This is a genomic window from Streptomyces sp. NPDC058000, from assembly GCF_042886435.1.
Lineage (GTDB): Bacteria > Actinomycetota > Actinomycetes > Streptomycetales > Streptomycetaceae > Streptomyces.
This window is the reverse complement of record NZ_JBHVQS010000091.1, coordinates 1-25698: the sequence shown is the minus strand read 5'-3', so window position 1 is coordinate 25698 and position 25698 is coordinate 1. Positions and strand designations below refer to the sequence as shown.

24 protein-coding genes are annotated in these 25698 nt (G+C 70.9%); 16 read left to right on the top strand and 8 right to left on the bottom strand.

Features of this window, described 5'->3' with window-relative positions; all coding sequences use genetic code 11:
• A partial coding sequence (locus ACFVT2_RS41005) for an NAD(P)-binding domain-containing protein (RefSeq protein WP_390026919.1) occupies positions 1–348 on the bottom strand: 348 nt, incomplete at its 3' end.
• A gap of 62 nt (positions 349–410) precedes the next feature.
• A complete protein-coding gene (locus ACFVT2_RS41000; RefSeq protein ID WP_390026917.1) occupies positions 411–1250 on the bottom strand; it encodes a TIM barrel protein in 840 nt (279 codons plus the stop codon).
• A 136-nt stretch (positions 1251–1386) separates the two neighbouring features.
• On the opposite strand from ACFVT2_RS41000, the gene ACFVT2_RS40995 reads away from it, so the two are divergent.
• The 8 genes from ACFVT2_RS40995 to ACFVT2_RS40960 all read left to right on the top strand — a co-directional run bounded on the left by ACFVT2_RS40995 (position 1387) and on the right by ACFVT2_RS40960 (position 8773).
• The gene (locus ACFVT2_RS40995) at positions 1387–1671 is read left to right on the top strand and encodes a thiamine-binding protein (RefSeq protein WP_390026915.1); all 285 of its coding nucleotides are present in this window, start codon (positions 1387–1389) and stop codon (positions 1669–1671) included.
• A complete protein-coding gene (locus ACFVT2_RS40990) occupies positions 1668–2048 on the top strand; it encodes a helix-turn-helix domain-containing protein (protein ID WP_390026913.1) in 381 nt (126 codons plus the stop codon). Before ACFVT2_RS40995 ends, ACFVT2_RS40990 begins: the two co-directional genes overlap by 4 nt.
• A gap of 171 nt (positions 2049–2219) precedes the next feature.
• The gene (gene uraD, locus ACFVT2_RS40985) at positions 2220–2732 is read left to right on the top strand and encodes a 2-oxo-4-hydroxy-4-carboxy-5-ureidoimidazoline decarboxylase (RefSeq protein WP_390026911.1); all 513 of its coding nucleotides are present in this window, start codon (positions 2220–2222) and stop codon (positions 2730–2732) included.
• Positions 2729–3142, top strand: a complete 414-nt coding sequence (gene uraH, locus ACFVT2_RS40980; protein ID WP_390026909.1) for a hydroxyisourate hydrolase — start codon at positions 2729–2731, stop codon at positions 3140–3142. The genes uraD and uraH overlap by 4 nt, the downstream gene beginning before the upstream one ends.
• Positions 3143–3149: 7 nt before the next feature.
• On the top strand, positions 3150–4082 hold the full coding sequence (pucL, locus tag ACFVT2_RS40975) for a factor-independent urate hydroxylase (RefSeq protein ID WP_390026906.1): 933 nt from the start codon (positions 3150–3152) through the stop codon (positions 4080–4082).
• 81 nt (positions 4083–4163) lie between these two features.
• Positions 4164–5567, top strand: a complete 1404-nt coding sequence (locus tag ACFVT2_RS40970; protein WP_390026904.1) for a nucleobase:cation symporter-2 family protein — start codon at positions 4164–4166, stop codon at positions 5565–5567.
• 45 nt (positions 5568–5612) lie between these two features.
• A complete protein-coding gene (locus tag ACFVT2_RS40965) occupies positions 5613–7016 on the top strand; it encodes an 8-oxoguanine deaminase (RefSeq protein WP_390026902.1) in 1404 nt (467 codons plus the stop codon).
• A 278-nt stretch (positions 7017–7294) separates the two neighbouring features.
• A complete protein-coding gene (locus ACFVT2_RS40960; protein WP_390026900.1) occupies positions 7295–8773 on the top strand; it encodes a nucleobase:cation symporter-2 family protein in 1479 nt (492 codons plus the stop codon).
• A gap of 105 nt (positions 8774–8878) precedes the next feature.
• On the opposite strand, the gene ACFVT2_RS40955 is transcribed toward ACFVT2_RS40960, so the two are convergent.
• Both ACFVT2_RS40955 and ACFVT2_RS40950 read right to left on the bottom strand, forming a co-directional pair.
• On the bottom strand, positions 8879–9739 hold the full coding sequence (locus tag ACFVT2_RS40955) for a chitosanase (RefSeq protein WP_390026897.1): 861 nt from the start codon (positions 9737–9739) through the stop codon (positions 8879–8881).
• Between the two features lie 174 nt (positions 9740–9913).
• Complete coding sequence (locus ACFVT2_RS40950) at positions 9914–10471, bottom strand: TetR/AcrR family transcriptional regulator (RefSeq protein WP_390026896.1); 558 nt, start codon at positions 10469–10471, stop codon at positions 9914–9916.
• A 223-nt stretch (positions 10472–10694) separates the two neighbouring features.
• On the opposite strand from ACFVT2_RS40950, the gene ACFVT2_RS40945 reads away from it, so the two are divergent.
• Positions 10695–12071 (top strand): M20/M25/M40 family metallo-hydrolase, encoded by a 1377-nt coding sequence (locus ACFVT2_RS40945; RefSeq protein WP_390026894.1) that lies wholly within the window; start codon positions 10695–10697, stop codon positions 12069–12071.
• The gene (locus ACFVT2_RS40940; RefSeq protein ID WP_390026892.1) at positions 12068–13576 is read left to right on the top strand and encodes a YfcC family protein; all 1509 of its coding nucleotides are present in this window, start codon (positions 12068–12070) and stop codon (positions 13574–13576) included. The genes ACFVT2_RS40945 and ACFVT2_RS40940 overlap by 4 nt, the downstream gene beginning before the upstream one ends.
• Positions 13577–13709: 133 nt before the next feature.
• Here the strand turns inward: ACFVT2_RS40940 and aceB are convergent, their stop codons facing one another.
• From aceB to ACFVT2_RS40925, 3 genes are all read right to left on the bottom strand, one after another.
• Positions 13710–15350, bottom strand: a complete 1641-nt coding sequence (gene aceB, locus ACFVT2_RS40935) for a malate synthase A (RefSeq protein WP_390026890.1) — start codon at positions 15348–15350, stop codon at positions 13710–13712.
• Between the two features lie 367 nt (positions 15351–15717).
• On the bottom strand, positions 15718–16296 hold the full coding sequence (locus ACFVT2_RS40930; protein ID WP_390026921.1) for an NTP transferase domain-containing protein: 579 nt from the start codon (positions 16294–16296) through the stop codon (positions 15718–15720).
• Between the two features lie 135 nt (positions 16297–16431).
• On the bottom strand, positions 16432–16668 hold the full coding sequence (locus ACFVT2_RS40925) for a hypothetical protein (RefSeq protein WP_390026889.1): 237 nt from the start codon (positions 16666–16668) through the stop codon (positions 16432–16434).
• A 568-nt stretch (positions 16669–17236) separates the two neighbouring features.
• On the opposite strand from ACFVT2_RS40925, the gene ACFVT2_RS40920 reads away from it, so the two are divergent.
• The gene (locus ACFVT2_RS40920) at positions 17237–18955 is read left to right on the top strand and encodes a serine/threonine-protein kinase (RefSeq protein WP_390026887.1); all 1719 of its coding nucleotides are present in this window, start codon (positions 17237–17239) and stop codon (positions 18953–18955) included.
• A 143-nt stretch (positions 18956–19098) separates the two neighbouring features.
• On the top strand, positions 19099–19386 hold the full coding sequence (locus ACFVT2_RS40915; RefSeq protein ID WP_390026885.1) for a DUF5955 family protein: 288 nt from the start codon (positions 19099–19101) through the stop codon (positions 19384–19386).
• Positions 19387–19417: 31 nt separating this feature from the next.
• On the opposite strand, the gene ACFVT2_RS40910 is transcribed toward ACFVT2_RS40915, so the two are convergent.
• Complete coding sequence (locus tag ACFVT2_RS40910; RefSeq protein ID WP_390026883.1) at positions 19418–20221, bottom strand: IclR family transcriptional regulator; 804 nt, start codon at positions 20219–20221, stop codon at positions 19418–19420.
• A 258-nt stretch (positions 20222–20479) separates the two neighbouring features.
• On the opposite strand from ACFVT2_RS40910, the gene ACFVT2_RS40905 reads away from it, so the two are divergent.
• The 4 genes from ACFVT2_RS40905 (at position 20480) to alc (ending at position 25536) form a co-directional block, all read left to right on the top strand.
• Positions 20480–21286 carry an aspartate/glutamate racemase family protein gene (locus tag ACFVT2_RS40905; RefSeq protein ID WP_390026881.1) on the top strand — a complete coding sequence of 269 codons (807 nt, stop codon included), beginning with the start codon at positions 20480–20482 and terminating at the stop codon, positions 21284–21286.
• A gap of 51 nt (positions 21287–21337) precedes the next feature.
• Entirely contained in the window at positions 21338–22891 is a 1554-nt protein-coding gene (locus tag ACFVT2_RS40900; protein WP_390026878.1) for an NCS1 family nucleobase:cation symporter-1, read from the top strand.
• A 177-nt stretch (positions 22892–23068) separates the two neighbouring features.
• Positions 23069–24409 (top strand): allantoinase AllB, encoded by a 1341-nt coding sequence (gene allB, locus ACFVT2_RS40895; protein WP_390026876.1) that lies wholly within the window; start codon positions 23069–23071, stop codon positions 24407–24409.
• On the top strand, positions 24406–25536 hold the full coding sequence (gene alc / locus ACFVT2_RS40890) for an allantoicase (RefSeq protein ID WP_390026873.1): 1131 nt from the start codon (positions 24406–24408) through the stop codon (positions 25534–25536). Before allB ends, alc begins: the two co-directional genes overlap by 4 nt.
• The last annotated feature ends 162 nt before the right edge of the window (positions 25537–25698 follow it).

Sequence of the window (25698 nt, the reverse complement as noted above, 5' to 3'; positions counted from 1 at the left end):
GCCCTTCTCGGCGGCGTTCTTGGCCAGGTCGATGGAGGTCTGCGGGGTGATCGAGGACATGTCGATCAGCAGCGCGCCGCGCTTGGCGTTGGCCAGGATCCCCTCGGGGCCGTAGGCGATGGCCTCGACGTGGGGGGAGGCGGGGACCATGGTGATGATGACGTCGGCGTCGGCCACCGCCTCGGCGATGTTCGCGGCCGCGGTGCCCCCGGCGTCGGCCAGCCGCTGGAGCTTGTCGGCCTCCAGGGTGTAACCGGTCACCGCGTAGCCGGCCTTGATCAGGTTCTCGGCCATGGGCGAACCCATGATGCCCAGCCCGACCCACGCGATCTTCGGCAGGTTGCTCATTGAAAAGCCTCTTTCACACGTAAAACAAACGGGGAACGGCGACGGTGTCGCAGCGCGACCGGTTACTGGGCGGCGCGCAGGGGCGCGGGCAGCCAGGCGAAGGAGGAGGCGCTGGGCGCGTCGCCGGGCTTGTACTCCAGGCCGACGTAGCCGTCGTAGCCGTTCTTCTTCAGCCGGCCCAGCAACGCCACGAAGTCCAGGGTGCCGGTGCCGGGCGCGCCGCGGCCGGGGTTGTCGGCGATCTGCACGTGCGCGGTCTTGGCCGTGTAGCGGTCGATGACCTCATCGAGGTCCTCGCCGTTCATCGACAGGTGGTAGAGGTCCATCAAGAACCGTGCGTTGTCCAGGCCGGTGGCGGCGTTGACCGCGTCGAGGACCTCGATCGCCTTGGGTGCCGAGACGATCGGGCACAGCGGCGACTCCGGCGCGTTGAGCGCCTCGATCAGCAGCGTGCCGCCCACCTCACCCACCGCCCGCGCGGCGAAGACGAGGTTCTCCAACGCCAGCGCGTCCTGCTCGGCCGCCTCGACCCCCTCGACGCGGTTGCCGTAGAGGGCGTTGAAGGTGGTGCAGCCCAGCGAGGTGGCGAACTCGATCGCCACCGGCACGTTCGCCCTGAACTTCTCCGACTCCGCCCCCGGAACCGACAAGGCACCACGGTCGGGACCCGGCAGCTGACCGGCGTAGAAGTTCAGCCCCGTCAACTGCGTGCCCGCGTCCCGCAGGGCATCGCGCAGCGCGTCCAGCTCGGACCGCTCCGGGGTCGGGGCATCCACCCACGGCCACCACAGCTCCACCGCCGTGAAGCCCGCCGCCCGCGCGGCAGCCGGCCGCTCCAACAACGGAAGCTCGGTGAACAGGATCGACAGATTGACGTTGAAGCGCGTGTCCGTGAAACCCATAGGGCCCGGCGCTCCTTCCGGATAGCGGAACTTACTTTCTGCGTAACGGAACACTGCCGGGCGGGCGGGGAAACTGTCAAGGGGGGCCGTGGGCAATTTCTGGTCGGCGGCGCGAAGCCCGCGTAGGTTGAACGGCGTGCGATTGAGAGTTGAGTTCACGACGGAGCCGTTCGACCTGGACGAGGCGCCGGCCCATGCCGTGGTGGCGCGGGAGATCGTCACCGGCGCCGAGCTGGACGCCGTCGACGTGGGTCCCTTCGGCAATACCGCGGAGGGGGACGCCGACCGGGTGCTGGGTGCGGTCGGCGCCCTGCTGCGGCGGTCCCTGGAGGCGGGTGCCACCCGGGTCTCCCTCCAGGTCAATGTGATCGCGGACGACCGGCAGGGCGGCGCCGCGGAGGACGAGGGGGACGCGACGTGACGGAGCCCGCCGACCACCCCTTCGTCCGGGCGGTCAAACCGCTGGTGGACGCGATGGGCGGCCAGATGGTCCCGCCCGACCAGGCCCAGGGCGACGATGTCGTGCTGGCCTGGGAGGGGCAGGACCGGGTGGCCGTCCGGCTCCCTCACCTGTCGGAATCGCTCGATCACATCCTGGCCGAGTTGCAGCGCCGGCACGGTATGCCGCTCTCGGAGCTGGACCGCAAGACCAAGCAGTCGGTGGTGCGGATATTGGAGAGCCGGGGTGCGTTCTCCGTCCGGCATGGGGTGGAGACCGTCGCCGGCGCCCTCGGCGTCAGCCGGTTCACCGTTTACAACTACCTGAACAGGGAAAGCGCCGCGAAGGACGCCGACTGAGGCGAATGGGGTGGAAGTCCCCTTGCAACGGCCCGAGCCGCCGTCCGGAGACACCGGGCGGCGGCTTTTGTGTTGCCGACTTTTCAACAAAGTGTTGACGTGATGTTGCCGGGGGTCTTAGCTGTTTCCAGCCAACCAGAGCTGTCCAGCACCAGGCCACGGAGGCTTCCCGTGTCTTCGACCACGCCCCAAGGGCTTACCCGGTTCAACACCGTCGATGCCAGCGAGGCTCAGGCCGCCCTGCACGAGGTGTGCGCCAGCCGGGCTTGGGGGAGCAAGCTTCTCGCCCAGCGCCCCTACGCCACCATCGACGCCCTGTTCGCCACCAGCGACGCCGCCACGGCGGAGCTGTCCGCGGACGACCTGGCGGAGGCGATGGCCGGGCACCCGCCCATCGGCCGACCCAAGGCGGGCGACCCCACCTCGAACCGCGAGCAGAGCGGGATGGCAGGCGCCTCCGACGAGCTCAAGGCGGAGATGCTCGAACTCAACCTGGCCTACCAGGAGAAGTTCGGGCACGTATTCCTGATCTGTGCCTCCGGCCGCACCGGGGAGCAGATGCGCGATGCGGTCCGTAACCGGATCGACAACACGCCGGAACAGGAACGCGAGATCGTCCGCGTGGAGCTCGGCAAGATCAACCGCATCCGCCTGAACCGCATCGCAGAAGGAGACGCAGCATGAGCAGCGAGACGGCCGCACCGACGTCGGTGTCCACGCACATCCTGGACACCAGCGTGGGCCGCCCCGCGGAGGGCGTCGCCCTCACGCTCTCGGTGCGCTCCGGCAGCGGAGGTGCGTGGACCGTCCACGGCGCAGGCAAGACCGACGTCGACGGGCGCTGCAAGGACCTGCCGGCCCTGCCGGAGGGCACCACCCACGTACGCATCGACTTCGAGACCGAGGCGTACTTCTCTTCACATCAGTACAGCGTCAATCAGCAAGCCGAGGAACAGCAGGACGCCCCCGCGCTACGGGACAGCGGAGCCTTCTTCCCGGAGGTGGCAATCACCTTTGCCGTCAAGCCGGGCGAGCACTACCACGTACCGCTGCTGCTCAACCCGTTCGGCTACTCCGTATACCGAGGGAGCTAGCACCGACATGCCCACGATTCTCGGCCAGAACCAGTACGGCAAGGCGGAAAACCGCGTCGTCAAGATCACCCGCGACGGCGCCACCCACCACATCAAGGACCTCAACGTCTCGGTCGCGCTCTCCGGCGACCTGGAAGAGGTCCACCTCTCCGGCTCGAACGCCAACTGCCTGCCCACCGACACGACCAAGAACACCGTGTACGCCTTCGCCAAGGAGTACGGGATCGAGTCGGCCGAGCAGTTCGGCATCCACCTGGCCCGGCACTTCGTGAACAGCCAGGAGCCGATCAAGCGGGCCCGGATCCGGATCGAGGAGTACGCCTGGGAGCGTATCGAGACCTCGGACGGCAACTCCCGCTTCATCGGGGCCGAGGAGGTCAAGCACTCCTTCGTCCGGAAGGGCCAGGAGACCCGCCTGACCGAGATCACCTACGACGGTGAGAACTGGCAGGTCATCTCCGGCCTGAAGGACCTGATCGTGATGAACTCCACCAACTCGGAGTTCTGGGGGTACATCAAGGACCAGTACACGACCTTGAAGGAGGCGTACGACCGCATCCTGGCCACCCAGGTGGCCAGCCGGTGGCGCTTCAACTGGACCTCCGACGAGCAGCGGATGCCCAACTGGGAGCGTTCGTACGAGCAGGTCAAGAAGCACATGCTGCAGGCCTTCGCCGAGACCTACAGCCTGTCGCTCCAGCAGACCCTGTACCAAATGGGGTCGCGCATCATCAACAACAGGTCCGAGGTGGACGAGATCCGCTTCTCGCTCCCGAACAAGCACCACTTCCTCGTGGACCTGGAGCCCTTCGGGCTCAAGAACGATACCGCCGAGGGGGCCGTCTACTACGCGGCGGACCGCCCGTACGGCCTGATCGAAGCCACTGTTCTGCGCGACGGCGTCGAAGCCCGGATCCCGATGGATCTGACGAACCTCTAGCGGCTCGACGCAACGCCGTGCCTCGCGTCCCCTCCCCACCCCGCAGCGGGGAGGGGACGCGATTTCCGAGGGGAACGACCCATGGCACAGCAAGAGCAAGCCCCACACCACCCTGACCCACCGGTTCACCCGGTGGACGAGAAGCCGGCCGTCAGGCGGCTCGTCCCCGCCGCGCTCCAACACATCGCAGCGATGTACGCCGGCGTCGTCACCCCTCCGCTCATCATCGGCCAGGCCGTCGGCCTCGACACCGCGGGCCGGACCCGGCTGATCGCCGCCAGCCTGCTCATCGCCGGCCTCGCCACGCTGCTGCAGACGCTCGGCATCCGCACCTTCGTCGGTAACCGCCTCCCGTTCGTCAACGCCGCCAGCTCCGCCGGCATCACCCCGATGCTCGCCATCGCCGAGACCACCGCCAAGGGCCATCAACTCCCCGCGATCTACGGGGCAGTTATGTGTGCCGGCGTCTTCTGTCTGGCGATCGGACCGTTCTTCGGGAAACTCCTGCGGTTCTTCCCGCCGTTGGTCACCGGCGTCGTGATCACCCTCATCGGGGTCACGTTGATGCCCGTACCGGTCGGCTGGGCACAGGGCGGCGACAAACAGGCCGCCGACTTCGGCTCCATGAAGAACCTCGCGCTGGCCGGCTTCACCCTCCTGGTGGTGCTGCTCATCCAGCGCTTCACCAAGGGCTTCGTCAAGCAGATCGCGCTGCTGATCGGCCTGGTCGTCGGCACCCTCGCCGCGATCCCGTTCGGGATGGCGAGCTTCGACGCGATGCGCTCGGCCCCGATCGCCGCACTGCCCACCCCGTTCTCCTTCGGTCCGCCCGAGTTCCAGCCCGCCGCGATCCTCTCGCTGTGCATCGTGATGCTGGTGCTGATGACGGAGTCGTCGGCCGGGATGCTCGCCCTCGGCGAGATCTGCGACCGGAAGACCACCGGCACCACCATCACCCGCGGTCTGCGCACCGATGGCATCGCCACCCTGCTCGGCCCGATCTTCGGCGGCTTTCCGACCAGCGCCTTCGCGCAGAACGTCGGTGTCGTCTCGCTGACCCGGGTCCGTTCCCGCTACGTCGTCGCGCTGGCCGGCGCGGTGTTGCTGGTCCTCGGTGCCTTCCCCGTCCTGGGCGCCGTGGTCTCGCTGGTACCGATGCCGGTCCTCGGCGGCGCGGGTATCGTCCTGTTCGGATCGATCGCGGTCAGTGGCATCCGCACGCTCTCCGAAGCGGGACTCGACGACAGCTCCAACATCATCCTGGTGGCCGTGTCGCTCGGCGCGGGAATCATCCCGCTCGCCGCGCCGACCTTCTACTCCGGGTTCCCCGCCTGGGCGCAGACCGTGCTCGGCTCCGGGATCAGCGCCGGAGCCCTGGTCGCGGTCACGCTCAACCTGTTCTTCCACCATCTCGGCACCCGGAGCACCCCACGGGCGGCGGTACTGTCAGCCGTCTCGCCCGGCTCCGGCACTCAAATCCCGTAGGGCCATGCCGTGCCCAAACCGCCACGAAAGCACGAGGAAAGCAGCATGGCAGCATCGGCAGCCCCTGACAGCGCGGTGAAGCAGCGCATCGTCATCGAGAACTGCGCCATCGCGACCGTTGACGCCCAGGACACCGAGTACGCCAGCGGTTACGTCGTCGTCGCCGACAACGTCATCGAGGCACTGGGTGCGGGCACGGCTCCGGCGGGTCTGGAGAACGTCGTCCGTCGTATCGACGGCACCGGCCATCTGGTCACCCCGGGTCTGATCAACACCCATCACCACTTCTACCAGTGGATCACCCGCGGTCTGGCCACCGACCACAACCTCTTCAACTGGCTGGTCGCGCTGTACCCGACCTGGGCCCGGATCGATGCCCAGATGCTCACCGCGGCCACCCACGGTTCGCTCGGCATGATGGTCAAGGGCGGTGTCACCACCGCCTCCGACCACCACTACGTCTTCCCCAAGGGCTCCGGGGACCTGGTCGGCGCCGAGCTGGCCGCGGTCGCCGACATCGGCGCCCGGATCACCCTGGCCCGCGGTTCGATGGACCGCAGCGTGAAGGACGGCGGCCTGCCCCCGGACTTCGCCGTCGAGACCACCGAGGGTGCCCTGATCGGCACCGAGGAGGCCATCGACAAGCACCACGACGCCTCCTTCGGCTCGATGGTGCACATCGCCGCGGCCCCCTGTTCGCCGTTCTCCATCTCCACCGAACTCCTCCGGGAGGGGGCCGTGCTCGCCCGCCGCAAGGGCGTCCGCATGCACACCCACGGCTCGGAGACCGTGGAGGAGGAGAAGTTCTGCCACGAGCTGTTCGGCATGGGCCCGACCGACTACTTCGAGTCCACCGGCTGGCTCGGCGAGGACGTGTGGATGGCGCACTGCGTCCACATGAACGACTCCGACATCGCCGCCTTCGCCCGTACGAAGACCGGCGTGGCGCACTGCCCGTCCTCCAACGCCCGCCTGGCGGCCGGCATCGCCCGCGTCCCGGACATGCTCGCGGCCGGCGTCCCGGTCGGCCTCGGCGTGGACGGCACCGCCTCCAACGAGTCCGGCGAACTCCACACCGAGCTGCGCAACGCGCTGCTCATCAACCGCCTCGGCGCCCACCGGGAAGCCGCCCTCAACGCCCGCAAGGCGCTGCGGCTCGGCACCTACGGTGGCGCCCAGGTCCTCGGTCGGACCAGCGAGATCGGCTCCCTGGAGCCGGGCAAGCTCGCCGACCTGGTCCTGTGGAAGCTGGACGGACTGGGCCACTCCTCGATCGCCGACCCGGTCACCGCCCTGGTCTTCGGTCCGGCCGCCCCGGTCACGCTGTCGCTGGTCGACGGCAAGCCGGTGGTCGAGGACAGCCACCTCACCAACATCGACGAGGACGCCATCGCCCGCTCCACGCGGGCCGAGGCCCAGCGTCTGGCCCGTATCGCGGCCGAGGGCTGATCCCCCCGGACGCGATACACCCCAAGACTCGGCTGGGAGGGACGGCTCCCGGCTGAGCTTGTGGACCTGAGCGGGGTCCGCAAGCGCCGTCACCCGGGGGTGCGGGTTCCCCCGCACCCCCGGGCCGGTCGCCCCCACACACCGCCCACGCGCCACAAGCGCGGCCAACTGCACGCTCACCAGCGCGACTTTCGGCACACCCGCACCACATGGCACGCCCTCCGTGACAGGCTCGCGCCGCCGCTTCAGGCGGAGCAGAAATCGACAGGAGGCCCGCAGTGGCCGCACCTACCGGGCAGCAGTCGGAGGAGGACCGGAAGCATCCGGTCGACGAAACCCTCCCGCCCTTGAAAATGTTCACCAGCGGCCTACAGCACGTGGCCGCCATGTACGCGGGTGTGGTGGCCCCGCCGATGATCCTGGGACCCGCCTGCGGGCTCAGCCCCACCGAGACCGCTTTCCTGATGGGGGCCAGCCTCTTCACCGCGGGCATCGCCACCCTGCTCCAGACCCTGGGCTTCTGGAAGGTCGGGGCCAAGCTCCCCTTCGTCAACGGCGTCTCCTTCGCCGGTGTCACCCCCATGGTCGCCATCGCCAAGGAGCACAGTCCGCACGATGCGCTGCCGATCATCTTCGGCGCGGTCATCGTCGCCGGCGTGTTGGGTTTCCTCCTCGCCCCCTATTTCTCCAAACTCGTCCGCTTCTTCCCGCCGGTGGTCACCGGCACCGTCATCACCCTGATCGGTGTCTCGCTGCTCCCGGTCGCCTTCCGCTGGTCCGAGGGCGGCAACGAACAGGCCGCGAACTACGGCTCGTTGACGAACATCGGGATGGCCGCGGTCACCTTCCTGATCGTGCTGGTGCTGCGCCGGGTGCTGCGCGGCTTCCTCCAGCAGATCGCCATCCTGCTGGGCCTGGTCGCCGGCACCCTGATCGCGATACCGGTGGGGATCACCGACTTCTCCGCGCTCACCAAGGCGAGCCTGGTCGGCTTCCCGACGCCGTTCCACTTCGGTGCCCCGCAGTTCGACGTCGCCGCGATCATCTCGATGTGCATCGTGATGCTGGTCTGCATGACGGAGTCCACCGCCGACATGCTCGCCCTCGGCAAGATCGTGAACCGTCCGGCGGACGAGCGGACCATCGAGGGCGGCCTGCGCGCCGACACCCTCGGCACCGCCCTCAGCCCGCTGTTCAACGGCTTCGCCAACAGCGCCTTCGCCCAGAACATCGGCCTGGTCGCGATGACCAAGGTCCGTAGCCGCTTCGTGGTGGCCACCAGCGGGGCGATCCTGATCGTGCTCGGCCTGTGCCCCGTCGCCGCCTCGATCATCTCCCTGGTCCCGCTGCCCGTCCTCGGCGGCGCCGGCATCGTCCTCTTCGGCTCGGTCGCCGCCAGCGGCGTCCAGACGCTGGCCTCCGCCGCCATGGAGAAGGGGGAGAACTCGCTGATCGTCGCCGCCGCCCTCGGCGTCGGGCTGATCCCGATCGCGGCGCCGGACTTCTACCACAACTTCCCCAAGGACCTGCTGGTCGTCCTGGACTCCGGCATCAGCACCGGCTGCCTGGTCGCCATCGTCCTCAACCTCGCCTTCAACCACTTCGGCAGGAAGGGGGAACCCGACCCCGACGAGGCCGCCGCCTCGGCCGACCCGGCCCCCGACCCGCACGCCCCGGCCGACGCCCCGGAGATTCCGCGGCAGCCCGACCGCGGGCGCATGGACGACGGCGAGACCGCCTCCTCACCCGCCCACTGAGTCCCGCCTGCTGAACCCGTTCCACTGAACCCGTCCCACTGACAACGGCCCGTACGGAACCGGCAACTGCCGTCTCCTTACGGGCCGTTGGGCGTTCCGGCGGGCTCAGCCGAGGTGGTAGCCGTCCCCGTAGACCTTCCAGTCCAGCGGTGTGTGCAGGTCCAGGTTCCCGTTCTTCAGGAACACCCGCTGCTCGGTGTCGACCCGGCTGGTGTCGCTGTGTGCCTCCTCCTGCTGCATCGCCCAGACCCGGGCGTCGAGGAAGGCGTTCAGGTAGGTCTTCTCGTCGCCGCCCTGGGCCGGCGGCTTCGCCTTCGCCAGCGCCCGCTTGCGGATGCTGGAGAAGCCGGTCTTGTCGTCGCCGTCGCCGTGCATCACGATCGCGTCGTAGTACGCGAACTGTCCCAGGACGCCGATCCCGTCGGCCTTGCCCTGCTTGACCGCCGGGTCGAAGTACACCCGGTCCCGCTCGTCGTCCTGCGCCTTCCGGAAGACCGGGTCCTGTGCGGCCTTCCGCCAGTCCTTGGGGTAGTCGGGGTCCAGGCCCTCGTGCGAGTCGCTGCCGTCGACCTTGCGCAGCGCCGGCAGGTACGTCGCCAGGACGTTGTCCGGCTTCCGCTTCGTGTACAGCTCGACGAGCTCCAGCATGTCGTGCGTACCGGAGGTGAAGCCGATGATGCCGCCGGTGTAGCCGCGGCCGTCACCGATGTCCTCGATGTACTGGTACTGGGCCTTCCAGTCCAGCGAGGAGTTCTCCGCGCTGGACACCAGCTGCATGGCGATCTCCTTCTTCGCCGGGTCGTCCAGTCCGACGGCGGCCCGCGCGGTGTGCGGGGCGGCGTGCGCCGGGGGCGCCGTGCGGTCGGCCGGTGCGGCGGTGGCGGCGATCGCGGTCGCGGGGACGGCGAGCAGTGCCAGGCCGAGCGTGACGCGGGTGGCGGTCCTGGCTATCGATCGGGAGCGCATGGAGTCCTCCTGTTCGGAGTGGGCCGTGGGGGGTTCCCCAATCGTTAGGAAGCTTTCCTACCAGACTCTGGAGACGCCGTATAGCTGTTCGACCGTCCAACGTGGCGCGGTGCAGGCGGAGTTGATCGGTGTGGCCCTGGGGTCGCGCGGGGTGGTTCCCGGAGTCCGCCCCGGTCAGGCGGTGTGGTTGCCCGCCGGGGCGCCCAGCAGTCCGCCGACCAGTGCGCGGATTTCCTCCAGTGGGTCGAACGGCCCTTCTGGGAAGGTGAGTTGGCGCATCACCACCCCTTCCAGGTGATCGACCAGGATCCGCCCGTGCCGCTCCGGCGCCCCGGAACCCAGCTGGCGCACCCACTCCGTGCTCCGGTCCAGCAGCGCCTGCCGGCCCCGCCCGAGCGGTACTCGTAGCTCCGGGCGGGACGAGGACTCCAGGACCAGTGCGAACCGCGCGGCCGTACGGGCGCGGCCCGGGCCAGCGGCGTGCCGGGCGAAAGCGGCCATCGCCGCGGCCAGTTCGCCGGGGCCGACCGGTGCCGGCTCGGTGGCCAGCGCTGCCCAGTCCCCGCGCTCCAGGGTCAGCAGGTGCTCGGCGATGCCGTCGATGAGCGCGGCCCGGGTGCGGAAGTAGTTGGAGGTGGTGCCCGTCGGTACGCCGGCCGCCCGGTCCACCGCCTGGTACGTCAGTCGCCGCGCCCCTTCGGAGCCCAGGACCTCGACTGCCGCGTCCAGCACTTGCTCCCGCCGCCGCGCCACCGTTCCACCCGCCTGTCCTTACAACTCCGTTACTACGGCCATAGTAGTGCGATTCCGCCGAGGGTCCTGGCGGCCGGCCGGCGCCGAAGTCGTTGGCGCAGGCGCTGATGAGTCGCCCGATATGCTGCATTTCGACACGGAAACTGACAGTTATTCAACGTGTGTGCCCGTGCAGCCGGGTGCCACAGAGAGGGGGCCCGCGGTGCCCCACGAAGTCAACGCGTCAGGGCTGGAAGCCACCGTCGACGGGCTGATGGACGACCTCTGCGCCGATCTCAAGCGGCTCGCCGCCATCCCCTCCATCGCCTTTCCCGGGTTCTCGCCCGAACCCGTCCTCCAGGCCCGTGACCTCGTCGTCGCGTTGCTGCGGGCGGCGGGGGTGACCGACATCGGCGAACTGAACCTGCCCGACACCGCCCCGGTCGTCACCGCCACCGTCCCCCCGCCCACCCCGGACGCCCCGACCGTCCTCCTCTACGCGCACTACGACGTCCAACCGCCGGGCGACGAACGCCGTTGGGACTCGCCGCCGTTCGAGCCGACGGACATCGAGGGCGGTATCCGTGCCCGTGGGATCGCCGACGACAAGGCCAACCTCATGGTCCACATCGGTGCCCTCCGGGCGTTCGGAGGGCGGCCACCGGTGGGCGTCAAGATCGTCTTCGAGGGGCAGGAGGAGTACGGCAGCGCCTTCGACGGCTATCCGCCCACCGATCCGGCCCCGTTCGCCTGCGACGCGATGATCATCGCGGACACCGGCAACATCCGCCCCGGCACCCCCACCCTCACCACCGCGCTCCGCGGCAGCGTCGACGTCCTCGTCGAGGTCCACACGCTCGGCGCCGCCGTCCACAGCGGCGAGTACGGCGGGGCCGCCCCCGACGCCCTGCTCGTCCTCGTCAAAGCGCTGGCCACCCTGCACGACGTCCACGGGGACGTCGCGGTGGAGGGGCTGCGGCGCGAACCGTGGGACGGCACGGCGTTCACCGAGGGCGAGTTCAGGGAACTGGCCGGCGTGCCCGAGGGGCTGCCGCTCCTGGGGTCCGGAGGACTCGGCGAACGCCTGTGGAGCGGCCCGGCGCTCACCGTCGTCGGACTGGACGCGCCCTCCGTCGACCACGGTGCCGCCGCCGTCGTCCCGCACGCCCGAGCCAAGCTCAACCTCCGCGTCCACCCCCGACAGGACCCCCGGCAGGCCCAGGACGCCCTCGTCCGTCACCTGCGCAGCCTGCGGCCCTTCGGGATCCCGCTCACCGTCACTCCCGGCGACACCGGCCCCGGCTACGAGGCCGCCACCGACGGCCCCGCCTACCGCGCGGCCCGCACCGCGCTGCGCCGCGCCTGGGGAACCGACCCCGTCCAGGCGGCGTCCGGCGGTTCCATCCCGCTGGTCAACGGGCTGGCCGCGGCGGTACCGGACGCCGAGGTCCTGCTCTTCGGCGCCGAGGACAACCTGTGCAACCTGCACGGCCCCAATGAGCGCGTGCTGTTCTCCGAACTCCGCGGAGCGCTGCTCGCCGAGGCCGTGTTCTTCGCGGAGTACGCCGCCGGGCACCGCCGCTCCGGGGGCACGGGATGACGCCGGAGGCCGCGGAGCGGCGCCGGTTCGCCTTCCCCAGCGCCCTCACCGTCCTCGCGCTCGTCACGGTCGTCGTCTGGGCGCTGGCCTTCGTACTGCCCGCCGGCACCTACGTCCGCAACGCCGCCGGCCGGCCCGTCCAGGGCTCCTACCACCGCGCACCGTCCGGCCGGACCTTCCCGGAACGCCTCGGTGACCTCTTCCTCTCCCCGGTCAACGGCCTCTACGGCGTCAAGGACACCAGGACCGGCCTGGTGGGACCGGACCTCACCGGCGAGCTGTACGGCAGTGCCGGGGTCTTCCTCTTCGTCCTCGCCATCGGCGCGTTCATCACCGTGGTCTTCGCCACCGGCGCCCTGGACCGCGGGATCGGCCGCCTCGCCCACCGCCTGCGCGACCGCGGTGCCCTCCTCATCGCCGGGGTGATGGCGGTCTTCTCGCTGCTCGGCACCGTCGAGGGCTTCGCCGAGGAGACCCTGGGGTTCTACGGACTGATCATCCCGCTGATGCTGGCCCTCGGCTTCGACCGCCTGGTGGCCACCGGCGCGATCATCCTCGGCGCGGGCATCGGCGTCCTCTGCTCCACCGTCAATCCGTTCGCCACCGGGGTCGCCTCCTCGGCCGCCGAGATCTCCCTGGGCGACGGCATCGCACTGCGCGTCGCGATGTGGCTGGTGCTGACGGCCGTCACCATCGCCTACGTCATCCGCTACGCGCGCCGGGTGCGCGCCGACCCCGACCGTTCGCTCTGCGGCTTCCTGGCCGGCGACCGCGAGCACGCCCAGACCGCCCCGGACGCCGCCGAGCCGCCGCCGTTGACCCCGCTCCACAAGACGGTCCTGCTCACCGTCGCCCTGCTCTTCGCCTTCATGATCTTCTCGGTGATCCCGTGGTCCGGTGCCCTCACCGGCCGCGCCACCGCACCGCCCTACGCCTGGGAACTCGACTGGTCCTTCCCGCAGTTGGCGGCGGTGTTCCTGGTCGGGGCGGTGCTGGTCGGGGTGCTGGCGCGGATGGGCGAGCAGCGGCTCAGCGCGACCTTCGTCCAGGGCGCCGCCGACTTCATCGCACCCGCGCTGGTCATCGTCCTGGCCCGCGGCGTCACCGTCATCATGAACAACGCCAAGGTCACCGACACCGTGCTGCACTCCATCGAGGGCGTGGTCTCGGGCACCCCCTCGGCGCTCTTCGGCGTCATCGTCTTCGTCGTCAACCTCCCCCTGGCCTTCCTGATCCCCTCCACCTCGGGGCACGCCACGCTCGCCATGCCGATCCTGGCCCCGCTCGCCGACTTCGCCGGTGTCACCCGCCCGGTCGTCGTCACCGCCTGGCAGGCCGCCAGCGGTTGGATGAACCTCTGGGTGCCCACCACCGCCGTCATCATGGGCGGCGTCGCGCTCGCCAAGGTCGGCTACGACACCTACCTCCGCTTCGTCGCGCCGCTGCTGGTCCTGCTGTTCGTCCTGATCTGCGCGTTCGTGGCGCTGGGGGCGGTGGTCACGTAGGGCCTGTCCGGGGGCGGCGGCCCGCACGCCACGCGAAGGGCCCGCGCGCACCACGGAGCGGTGGTGTGCGCGGGCCCTTCAACGCCGTGCCGGTTCAGGTCGGACCGGGCGGACCAGGTCGGACCGGGCCGGCTCAGACCAGGAGTTCGTACGCCGGCAGGGTGAGGAAGTCGGCGTAGTCGGGGTCCAGGGAGACCTTCAGGAGGAGGTCGTGGGCCTGCTGCCACTTGCCGCCGGTGAAGGCTTCCTCGCCCACCTCGGTCCGGATGGCGGCCAGTTCCTCCGCGGCGATCCGGCGGACCAGGTCGGCGGTGACCTTGGTGCCGGCGTGCCCCTCCTCCACGAAGACGACACCGGCGTCGACCCACTGCCAGATCTGGGAGCGGGAGATCTCGGCGGTGGCGGCGTCCTCCATCAGGCCGAAGATGGCCACCGCGCCGAGGCCGCGCAGCCAGGCTTCGATGTAGCGGGTGCCGACCTGGACCGCGTCGACCAGGCCCTGGTAGGTGGGCTTGGCCTCCAGCGAGTCGATGGCGATGAGGTCGGCGGCGGCGACCGAGACGTCCTCGCGCAGGCGGCCCTTCTGGTTGGGCGCCTCGCCGAGGACCGCGTCGAAGGAGGCGCGGGCGATCGGCACCAGGTCGGGGTGGGCGACCCAGGAGCCGTCGAAGCCGTCGCCGGCCTCCCGGTCCTTGTCGTTCTTGACCTTGGCCAGGGCCTGCTCGTTGGCCTCGGGGTCCCGGCGGTTGGGGATGAAGGCCGCCATGCCGCCGATCGCGTGCGCCCCGCGCTTGTGGCAGGTGCGGACCAGGAGTTCGGTGTAGGCGCGCATGAACGGGGCGGTCATCGTGACCGCGTTGCGGTCCGGGAGGACGAACTTGGCGCCGCCGTCACGGAAGTTCTTGACGATCGAGAAGAGGTAGTCCCAGCGGCCGGCGTTCAGGCCCGAGGCGTGGTCGCGCAGCTCGTAGAGGATCTCCTCCATCTCGTACGCGGCGGTGATGGTCTCGATGAGGACCGTGGCGCGGACGGTGCCCTGCGGGATCCCGACGTAGTCCTGGGCGAAGACGAAGATCTCGTTCCAGAGGCGGGCTTCCAGGTGGGACTCGGTCTTGGGCAGGTAGAAGTACGGGCCTTTGCCGAGGTCCAGCAGACGCTGGGCGTTGTGGAAGAAGTAGAGGCCGAAGTCGACCAGGGCGCCGGGGACCGGCCGGCCCTCGAACTGGAGGTGGCGCTCCTCCAGGTGCCAACCACGCGGTCGCATCACGACCGTGGCGAGCTCCTCGGCCGACTTGAGGGCGTAGGACTTGCCGGTGCGGGCATCGGTGAAGTCGATCCGGCGCTCGTAGGCGTCGATCAGGTTGAGCTGGCCGTTGACGACGTTTTCCCAGGTGGGAGCCGAGGCGTCCTCGAAGTCGGCGAGCCACACCTTGGCGCCCGAGTTGAGCGCGTTGATCGTCATCTTGCGGTCGGTGGGACCGGTGATCTCCACCCGGCGGTCGTTGAGCGCGGCGGGCGCCTCGGCCACCTTCCAGCTGTCGTCCGCGCGGATCTGCGCGGTTTGGGGGAGGAAGTCCAGCGAGCTGGTTCGGGCGATCTCGGCACGACGTTCGGCGCGGCGGGCGAGCAGCTCGTCGCGGCGGGGGGTGAACCGCCGGTGCAGCTCGGCAACGAAGGCGAGCGCGGCGTCGGTGAGGACCTCGCCCTGCCGTTCCGGGGTGTGTGCGGGGTCGACTTCGACGATGGCCAGCGGGGACGGCGCTGGTGCGGACATGAGCTGTCACTCCATTCAGCGGCGGTGCCTGGCGGCCGCCGGGGCACCTGAGCGGCACGGGGTGCCGCGGTTCCGAGATGCGGTCGCGGGCGCCGTACGGATAGCAGGGCGCTTCTGACCAGTGGAGACTAGTTTCCTTATCGCGGAACTTCAATGGTTTGTTGACGTCGAGATTCTCTGAGTCGACAGAAGTGATGATCGAATGGCTCTCGGTGCCACAGTGGTCACTCTCCATTACCCCCGCCGCGGGGTGGCGGTTTCCCGTCAACCCGCGGCCGTGGCGGGCGTTCCGGTGGCCCGGCGCCCCGTCCGCCGCAGAATGTGCGGCCCCCCGCCGGACCGGAGAGCGCCGGCCCGGCGGTCGCCGTCATTCCAGCCGCCGCAGATCCTCCGGCGTGTCGATGTCGTACGCCTCGGCCACATCGCCGCACTCGACGAGCGTGACCGCCCCGGTGTGCCGCCGGAGATAGGCCCGCGCCCCGCGGTCGCCCTCCGCGCTCGCCGCGATGTCCGCCCACCGCTCCGCGCCGAACAGCACCGGATGCCCCCGCTCGCCCCCGTACGCCGCGGCCGCCAGCGCGTCCCGCCCGGTGTACGCGGCCACCACCCGGGCCACCGCGGCGGCACCGATGCCCGGCTGGTCGACGAGGGACACCACCACCGCGTCCGCCCCCGACCCGGCCAGCGCGGTCAGGCCCACCCGGAGCGACGAGCCCATGCCCTGGGCCCAGTCCGGGTTCACCGAGATTCCGTAGTCGGCCAGCTCGGCCCGGGCCCGGACGGTCTCGGCGGCCGCGCCCAGCACGATGTGCACCGGTCCGCAGCCGCCGTCCCGCAGTACCCGTGCGGCATGCTCGACCAGCGGGCGTCCCCGATGGTCGAGCAGTGCCTTGGGTCGTCCCCCCAGCCGCCTACCGCCGCCCGCGGCGAGCAGTAGTCCGGCCACCTTCCCCTCGGGCCGTCCGGCCCCCGCTCTTCCCTCGGCGCCTGCGCGTTCCCCTGGATGTGCCATGGGGACTGCTTACCTCATGGCGTCGCGCGGCGCCCTCCGCCGCCCGGAATCAGGCGGCGCCGGCCCGTGTCAGGCCGCGTCCCCCGCCGTCCGCTGCCGCGGGATCCGCGGCCGCAGCCGGTCCCGGAGCTGCGCGGTCCGCTCGTCCGCGTGCCGGCTCTCGCTGACGTAACGGTGTATGAGCTCCTCGGTGATCTCGGAGGCGTCGGTCAGGCCGTACGCCCGGCAGATGAGCTGGATGACGCTGAGGTGCCGGGAGTCGGGGCCGGGATGGGGGCCGGGGTCGGGGCCTGGGTTGGGCTCCATGGCGTTCTCCGATCCAATGGTCCAGTGGTGTGTGATTCAGTGATATGCCGGACATTTCCCGGAAGGGAGAATGCTCCATCGCGCGGCGCCGTACGCCTTGTACGGGATACGCCCACGCCAACGGGTGCCCGGGGGAACGCACGTACTGACGCATGGTCATGCGCCCGGCGGGTATTCGCGCGTGGCGTGTGCGGGCCGGGCGTGCGCTGCGGGCGCACCGCGGGCGCCCGGGTACGGCGCGAAGCCGGCCGCAGGGTCGGGGAATCGGGGGCCGAGAGGCGAAAACCGGCCAGGGGAGGCCGGTTGGGACGGCGGGGCGGGGCCGGGCCACGGTGGTGTGCGCGCCGCACTGGAGGTCGGCCAAGTCGCGGGCAGATGGCGGTCGATGTGGCGTGGTTACGGCGGCCGTGCGGCATATGTCGTGCCGGTGCCGCCGGCGGCACCGGCCTCGATGCCGCGGTGCGGTGTCCGGCCGGATAAGGTGCTGCTCCGTTGCGGACGTCCGGCCGCCACGGACGCGGTGGTCCGGGTCGGCGGAGGGGGCCGCGAGGCAGATTCGGGGGCGTGAGTGGTGAACGGTGCGGAGCCGTCGGAGATCTTCCAGCCGTTGGCGGGCGACGACCCGCAAGCGATAGCGGGGTACCGCCTGGCGGCGAAGCTCGGTTCGGGCGGGATGGGCAAGGTCTACCTCTCCTACACGCCCGGCGGCCGGCCGGTGGCCATCAAGGTGATCCGGCCCGAGTTCAGCGAAGACGCGGAGTTCCGCCGCCGGTTCACGCAGGAGGTGCACGCCGCGCAGCGGGTCCAGGGGCTGTTCACCGCTCCGGTGATCGACAGCGACACCGACGGCCCGATGCCCTGGCTCGCCACCGCCTACGTCCCCGGTCCCTCGCTCGCCGAGGCCGTCGCTGGGCACGGCCAACTCCCGGTGTCCACCGTGCTGTTGCTGGTCGCCGGGGTCGCCGAGGCGCTCCAGGTCATCCACCGTGCGGGCATCGTCCACCGCGACCTGAAGCCCTCCAACGTCCTGCTGGCCGCCGACGGCCCGCGCGTCATCGACTTCGGCATCGCCCGCGCCGCCGAAGCCCCCTCCCTGACCGGCAGCGGGGTCACCGTCGGCACCCCCACCTTCATGGCGCCCGAACAGGCGGCGGGCACCTCGATCACCCCCGCCGCCGACGTCTTCGCGCTCGGCCAGGTCGCGGCGTACGCGTCCACCGGCGTCCCGGCCTTCGGCGAGGGCACCGCGCACGGCGTCCTCTACCGCATCGTCCACGAGGAGCCCGACCTCTCCCGAATACCCGACGAGCTACGGGAGTTGGTGGTCCGCTGCCTGGCCAAGGACGTGGCCGGCCGGCCGTCCGTCGCCGAGGTCATCGCGCTGTGCGCCGCCGCCTCCGGCCAGACCCAGCTGCGCCGCCCCGAGGACTGGCTCCCCACCGCCGTCGCTGCCGACCTCACCACCCGTGCCGCCGCCCCGGCCCCCCGGCTCCGCCCGCCCCCGGAGGCCCCCGAGGCCGGCGTCGCGACCCACCCGGCGCAGCCGCCGGCCCCGCCCGCCGCCCCGGTGCCGACCGCGCTGGACCACCCCCGCACCCCGCCGCCCGGCTTCGGCGCGGCGGCGTCCGCCCCGTCCGCCGGCACGTCGGCTCCCCGGCCTCCCAAGAAGAGGCGCAGGGTACCGGCCGTGGCTCTGGTGCTGGCCGGCGCGCTGGCCGTCGCGGGCGCGGGCGGCGGCGCGGTCTACTTCGTGATGAAGAACGACGGCCGGACGAAGACCGGCCAGGCCGCCGACCACAAGCCGAAGACCGTCACCGGAACGCCGACCCCCACCGACTCCCCGAGCGGCGGCGACACCGGATCCGACACCCCTCAGCCGCCGCAGGAGGATCCGCAGCCGGTCGACACCGAGGGCATCGACCTGCCCCACGGTTACTACCTGTCCTTCGCCGACGACCCCGTCACGCCGAAGAACGCGCACCCCGAGGAGGCCGACGCCGCGCTCGACGGGAACAACAATTCGGACGGCGGTATCCATGCTCCTGACGGAAAGCTGGTGCTGCTCGAACCAGGCCAGGAGGGCACGCTCGACACGTGCCGCAGCGATACCCGCTTCACCTCGCGCGTGGACATCAGCCTGCTCGCCGAGGGCTCGCGGATGTGCCTGACCACCAGCAGCGGCACGATCGCGCTGATCACGTTCCAGGGCAAGTCGGCGGACTCGGACCCGAGCAGCTATGTGACCCTCGACGTCCGGGTCTGGCGCAACGCGGTGGACCCGCAGTAGGGCTCCTGGGCGCCGGTGATCGGTTTTTTCGCTCTCCGTATGGCGCGGGCGGCGCAGAGTGGCGTTAACTGTCCCGCATCGCGGAACGGGCAACGGCCTGGGAGGGCGCCGTCGTTGTGGAACAGCTGCAGAGAGACAGCCGCATGACCGGGGACGGGAGCGACCCGAGGGTCCGCGCATTACGAGTGGCGGTGGCCCGGCTCCGCCGTCAACTGGCCGTCCTGCCCGGCGAGTTGGCGGACCGGTCGACCGCCGACGACGAACTGGCCGCACTGGACGCGATGGTGAGCCACGGCGCACCCGAAGTGACCCGGCTGCGCCGTTCGCTGCTGTTGATAGCCGGCGCGGTGGGCTCGGTGAGCGCGCTGTCGTCGGCGCTGTCCGAGGTCCGCGAGCGGATCGACGGCTTCGGCGAGCTGCCGGGCGGGTGAGGCGACCCGGGCGGGACGCCTCACCCGGACATTACGCCGGCGTCTGGTTGGCCAGGGCCACCGACAGCTGGGCGGCCACCTCTTGGAGCACCGGGACGATCTTGTCCGTCGCGGCTTCCGTCACCCGGCCGGTCGGCCCGGAGATGGAGATCGCCGCGGAGGTGGGCGAATTGGGGACCGGGACCGCGAGGCAGCGGACGCCGATCTCCTGCTCGTTGTCGTCGACCGCGTAGCCGAGGCGACGGACGTCGGCCAGGGCGTCGAGGAAGCCGTCCGGGTCGGTGATGGTCTTCTCGGTCGCGGCGGGCATGCCCGTACGGCCGAGGAGCGCGCGGACCTCCTCCGGCGGGTGGTTGGCCAGCAGGGCCTTGCCGACGCCGGTGGAGTGCGGCAGCACGCGGCGGCCGACCTCGGTGAACATCCGCACCGCGTGCCGGGACGGGACCTGCGCGACGTAGACGATCTCGTCCCCGTCGAGGAGGGCCATGTTGGCGGTCTCGCCGGTCTCCTCCACGAGGCGGGCCAGGAACGGCCGGGCCCAGGTGCCCAGCAGTCGGGAGGCGCTCTCGCCGAGCCGGATCAGGCGCGGCCCGAGGGCGTACCGGCGGTTGGGCTGCTGGCGGACGTAGCCGCAGGCGACCAGCGTGCGCATCAGGCGGTGGATGGTGGGCAGCGGCAGTCCGCTGCTGGCCGCGAGCTCGCTCAGGCCCACCTCGCCGCCGGCGTCGGCCATCCGCTCCAGGAGGTCGAAGGCGCGCTCAAGGGACTGGACCCCGCCGCTGGCGCCGGCGGGCTTGGCATCGGCGGCGGAGGTGCTGGCGCTGGACGGCGGCACGTCGCGTTCCTTTCGGGGCGGGTCGGATCGGTCTCGGCTCTACGGCTTACGGGCGCCGGGCCCGACCGGAGCAGCCTACCGGTCACACCGCGCAGGCACACCGCGTATCGCACACTCGTTCCCGCCGGTCAGCGCCCGTATGTCCCAAGGTGCCAGCTCCTTGCCGAGATCTCTTGACGGTGCCAGTGGCCATAGCTACGTTCTGCTGCGCGAAACCTACTGTCCATTCTGTGGAATCCTCCAAATCGTTGGAGCGTCATGCGCATTCTCGTCATGAACCCGAACACCACGGCTTCCATGACCGCTTCGATCCGCGCCACCGCCACCGCGGTCGCCGCACCGGGCACCGAGATCCTCGCCACCGAACCCCTCTGGGGGCCCGAGTCCATCGAAGGCCACTTCGAGGGGTACCTCAGCGCCGCCGCCGTCCTGGACCGGCTCGCCACCCTGGACACCCCGTTCGACGCGCTGGTCATGGCCGGCTTCGGCGAACCGGGCCGGGAGGGCGCCCAGGAACTGCTGGACGTCCCCGTCCTGGACATCACCGAGTGCGCGGCGCAGATGGCGCTGATGCTCGGCCACGCGTACGGCATCGTCACCACCCTCGACCGCGCCGTGCCGCAGATCCGGGACCGGCTGCTGACGGCCGGGCTGCTCCAGCGCTGCGCCGGCGTCCGCGGCACCGGGCTCGGGGTCCTGGAGCTGGAGGAGGATCCGGAGCGCACCGTCGCGGTGATCATCGAGACCGCCCGCGAGGTGGTCCGGGACGGCGCGGAGGTGATCTGCCTGGGGTGCGGCGGTATGGCCGGGCTCCAGGAGAAGGTCGCGGCGGCGCTGGGCGTACCCGTCGTGGACGGCGTCGCCGCCGCGGTGAAGTTCGCGGAGGCGGTGGTCGGCCTCGCCCTGACCACCAGTACGCAGCGCAGCTTCGCCCCGCCCCGCCCCAAGGCCATCGGCTCCTGGCCGCTGAGCAGCCACCTCGCGCGCACGGCCGCGGGGGAGCGGGGACGCATGCAGGATTCCGCCCGGTGCACCGCATTTTCCGTGAAGACGTCAGGCATCTGACGACTGACGGCTCTGATGTCTAGGCTCCACCCGACCTGCCTGGGAGAACACATGAGTACATCCCCGCAGCACCGTCCGGGACCGCCGGACCCGAGGCTCTACAACGAGGACCTCGCACCGGCGGCGAAGCGCACCTGGGGCACGTACAGCGTCTTCGCGCTGTGGATGTCCGACACCCACGCGATCAGCAACTACGCCTTCGCCGCCAGCCTCTTCGTGCTGGGGCTGCCGGCCTGGGAGGTGTTCACCGCACTGCTGGTCGGCATCACGCTCGTCTACTGGATGATGAACCGGATGGGACACGCCGGGCACCGCACCGGGGTTCCCTATCCGGTGCTCGCCCGGGCGAGCTGGGGCGTCTACGGCGCCAACATCCCGGCGCTGCTGCGCGCGGTGATGGCGGTGGCCTGGTACGGCATCCAGACCTGGCTGGCCTCCACGGCCGTGGTGCTGCTGACGCTCCAGATCGCGCCCGGTCTCGACGCGTACAACCACAACTCGGTGCTGGGGCTGTCCACCCTCGGCTGGGTCGCGTTCATGGTGATGTGGGGCCTACAGGCCGCCCTGCTGACCCGGGGGATGGAGTTCATCCGCAAGGTCCAGGACTTCGCGACCGGGCCGGTGGTCTGGCTGGTGGTGCTGGCGCTGGCGGTGTACCTCGTCGTCAAGTCGCACGGTGACATCTCGCTGACCCGCAGCCTGACCGGGCTCAGCGGCACCGCGCAGGTCCAGCAGAGCCTGATCGCGGTCAGCCTGACCGTGGCCACCTTCCTGACCCTGGTCCTCAACTACGCCGACTTCGCCCGCTTCACCCCCGACCACCGCTCCTACCGACGCGGCAACCTCGTCGGGCTGCCGGTGAACTTCACCGCCTTCGCGGTGGTCGCCGTCCTGGTCACCGCCGGCACCATCGCGGTCTTCGGCGAGGCGATCTACGACCCGGTGAAGGTGATCCAGAAGATCGACAACCCGGTGGTCACCGTCATCGGCGCGCTGGCCTTCATCGTCGCCACCATCGGCATCAACGTCGTCGCCAACTTCGTCTCGCCCGCCTACGACTTCGCCAACCTGCTGCCGAAGTACCTGGACTTCAAGCGCGGCGGCATGATCACCGCGGTGCTGGCGGTGCTGGTCATGCCCTGGAAGCTGTACTCCTCGGCGCTGGTGATCCAGTACTTCCTGGGCGCGCTGGGGGCCTTCCTCGGCCCGCTGGTGGCGATCCTGCTCGTCGACTACTACCTGGTGCGACGGGGGCGGATCGATGTCGATGCGCTGTTTTCGGCCGATGCGGCCGGCGCCTACTACTACCGCCGGGGCTACAACCCGAAGGCCGTGATCGCGTTCCTGCCGGCCGCCGCGGTCTCCGCCGCGCTGGCGCTGATCCCGGTCTTCGACGCCGTGGCGCCGTTCTCCTGGATCTTCGGGATGGCGATCTCCGGGCTGCTCTACGCCGCGGTCTCGCGCCGCGAGCGGGCCGCCGCGGGTACCGGTCCGATCCCACAGGACATCATCTCGTCGCAGGTCAGGGGCGAGACGGTGGAGGAGGTCGAGGAGCCGGAGCGGTCCGGTGCGATCGCCGGGCCGGCCGCCGCACCGGGGTCTTGACGGGCCGGGGTCCTGAGTGAAGACTCATTCAACAGACTGTTGAATTCCGCATTCCGCCGGTCCACACCGACATTCCGGGGTTCGCGGGATTCCGCGCCAGGGGCGGCACGGCCCGCGGCAGCCGTGCCCCGCACGCGCCGGCGCGCGACGATGAAACAACGATATGGGAGGTACTGGGTGTCCGAAATAGAGCTGGTGCTGCGTTCCACGCGCGTCGTCACCCCGGAGGGGACGCGGGCCGCGTCCGTCACCGTCAAGGACGGGAAGATCGCCGCCGTCCTGCCGCACGACGCCGCGGCCCCGGCCGGCGCCCGGGTGGAGGACTTCGGCGACGACGTCCTGCTGCCCGGCCTCGTCGACACCCACGTACACGTCAACGACCCCGGCCGCACCGAGTGGGAGGGCTTCTGGACGGCCACCCGCGCGGCCGCGGCCGGCGGTATCACCACGCTCGTGGACATGCCGCTCAACAGCCTCCCGCCCACCACCACCGTGGACAACCTCGGCACCAAGCGCGAGGTCGCCCGCAGCAAGGCACACATCGACGTCGGCTTCTGGGGCGGCGCCATCCCCGGCAACGTCAAGGACCTGCGCCCGCTCCACGAGGCCGGCGTGTTCGGCTTCAAGTGCTTCCTGTCGCCCTCCGGCGTCGACGAGTTCCCGGAGGTCGACCAGGAGCAGCTGGCGGCGGCGCTCGGCGAGATCGCCGCCTTCGACGGACTGCTGATCGTGCACGCCGAGGACCCCGGCCACCTGGGTGCCGCCCCCGAGGCGCACGGCCCCAAGTACGCCGACTTCCTCGCCTCCCGCCCCCGGGTCTCCGAGAACGACGCCATCGCCGGCCTGATCGAGCTGGCCCGGAAGCTGGACGCGCGGGTGCACGTGCTGCACCTCTCCTCCAGTGACGCACTGCCGCTGATCGCCGCCGCCCGCGCCGACGGCGTCAAGATCACCGTCGAGACCTGCCCGCACTTCCTGACCCTGACCGCCGAGGAAATCCCGGACGGCGCCACCGAGTTCAAGTGCTGCCCGCCGATCCGCGAGGCCGGCAACCAGGACGCCCTGTGGCAGGGCCTGGCCGACGGCACCATCGACTGCATCGTCTCCGACCACTCGCCCTCCACCACCGACCTCAAGACCCCCGACTTCGGCACGGCCTGGGGCGGCATCTCCTCGCTCCAGCTCGGCCTGCCGGCCATCTGGACCACCGCCCGGGAGCGCGGCCACAGCCTGGAGGACGTGGTCCGCTGGATGTCCGCCGCCCCGGCGGAGCTGGTCGGCCTCGACAGCAAGGGCGCCATCGCGCCCGGCCGGGACGCCGACTTCGCGGTGCTGGCGCCCGACGCGACCTTCACCGTCGACCCCGCCGAACTCCAGCACCGCAACAAGATCACCGCGTACGCAGGGAAGACCCTGTACGGCGTCGTCCGCTCCACCTGGCTGCGCGGCCGGAAGATCAACGACGGCACCACCCTCGCCGAGCCCACCGGCGAACTTCTCGAAAGGCCGCGCGCATGACCACCGGCGAACTCCCGCACTACACCGGGGACGCCAGCCCCTACGGCGGCGGCGACCCCTACGCCGACTACCGCACCCCCGGCCCGGCCGGCTTCCCCTTCTCCCACCTGCCCGACCTCGCCGACCGGCGGCTCGGCGCCGGGGTGCTCGCCGCCAACGACGAGTTCTTCGCCGAACGCGAGAACCTCCTTAAGCCCGACGCCGCCCACTTCGACCCCGAGGCGTTCGGCCACAAGGGCAAGATCATGGACGGCTGGGAGACCCGGCGCCGCCGCGGCACCGACGGCGACCACCCCTTCCCGACCGAGGAGGACCACGACTGGGCGCTGATCCGGCTCGGCGCCCCCGGCGTGATCCGCGGCATCGTCGTCGACACCGCACACTTCCGCGGCAACTACCCGCAGTCGGTCAGCGTCGAGGGCGCCTGCGTCGAGGGCTCCCCGTCGCCGGCCGAGCTCCGCGCCGACGGCGTCAAGTGGACCCCACTCGTCCCGCGCACCGCCCTCGGCGGGCACGCCGCCAACGGCTTCGCCGTCCACGCCGAGCAGCGCTTCACCCACCTGCGGCTCAACCAGCACCCCGACGGCGGCATCGCCCGCCTCCGAGTCCACGGCGAGGTCGCCCCGGCGCCCCGCTGGCTGGCCGCGCTGGGCACCTTCGACCTCGCCGCGCTGGAGAACGGCGGCCAGGTCGAGGACGCCTCGGACCGCTTCTACTCCTCGCCCACCAACACCATCCAGCCGGGTCGGTCCCGCAAGATGGACGACGGCTGGGAGACCCGGCGCCGCCGCGGCACCGGTAACGACTGGGTGCGCTACCGCCTCACCGAGCAGTCCGTGATCCGCGCGGTGGAGATCGACACCGGCTACCTCAAGGGCAACTCGGCCGGCTGGGCGGCCCTGTCCGGGCGCGACGGCGAGGACGGCGACTGGGTCGAACTGCTGCCCCGCACCCGACTCCAGCCCGACACCGTCCACCGCTTCCTGCTGGACGACGCGCCCGCGGTGACCCACGTCCGGTTGGACATCTTCCCCGACGGCGGCATCGCCCGGCTCCGGCTGCACGGTGCGCTCACCGAGGAAGGAGCGGCCCGGCTGGCCGCCCGCCACCGGGAACTGAGCGGCTGACCGCCCCCCGCTGCGCGGGGTTTGTGCGTACGTTGTCGGGTTCCCCGCCGTGGGGGGTGCTGTTCGCGCCTGCGGCGCGGGGCGGCTCCGCTGCGCGGGGCTGTTAGGCCGCGGTGCCGGGTCTGCGGGGTTGGGGGTTGCCGGACTGCTGCGCTTTACGTC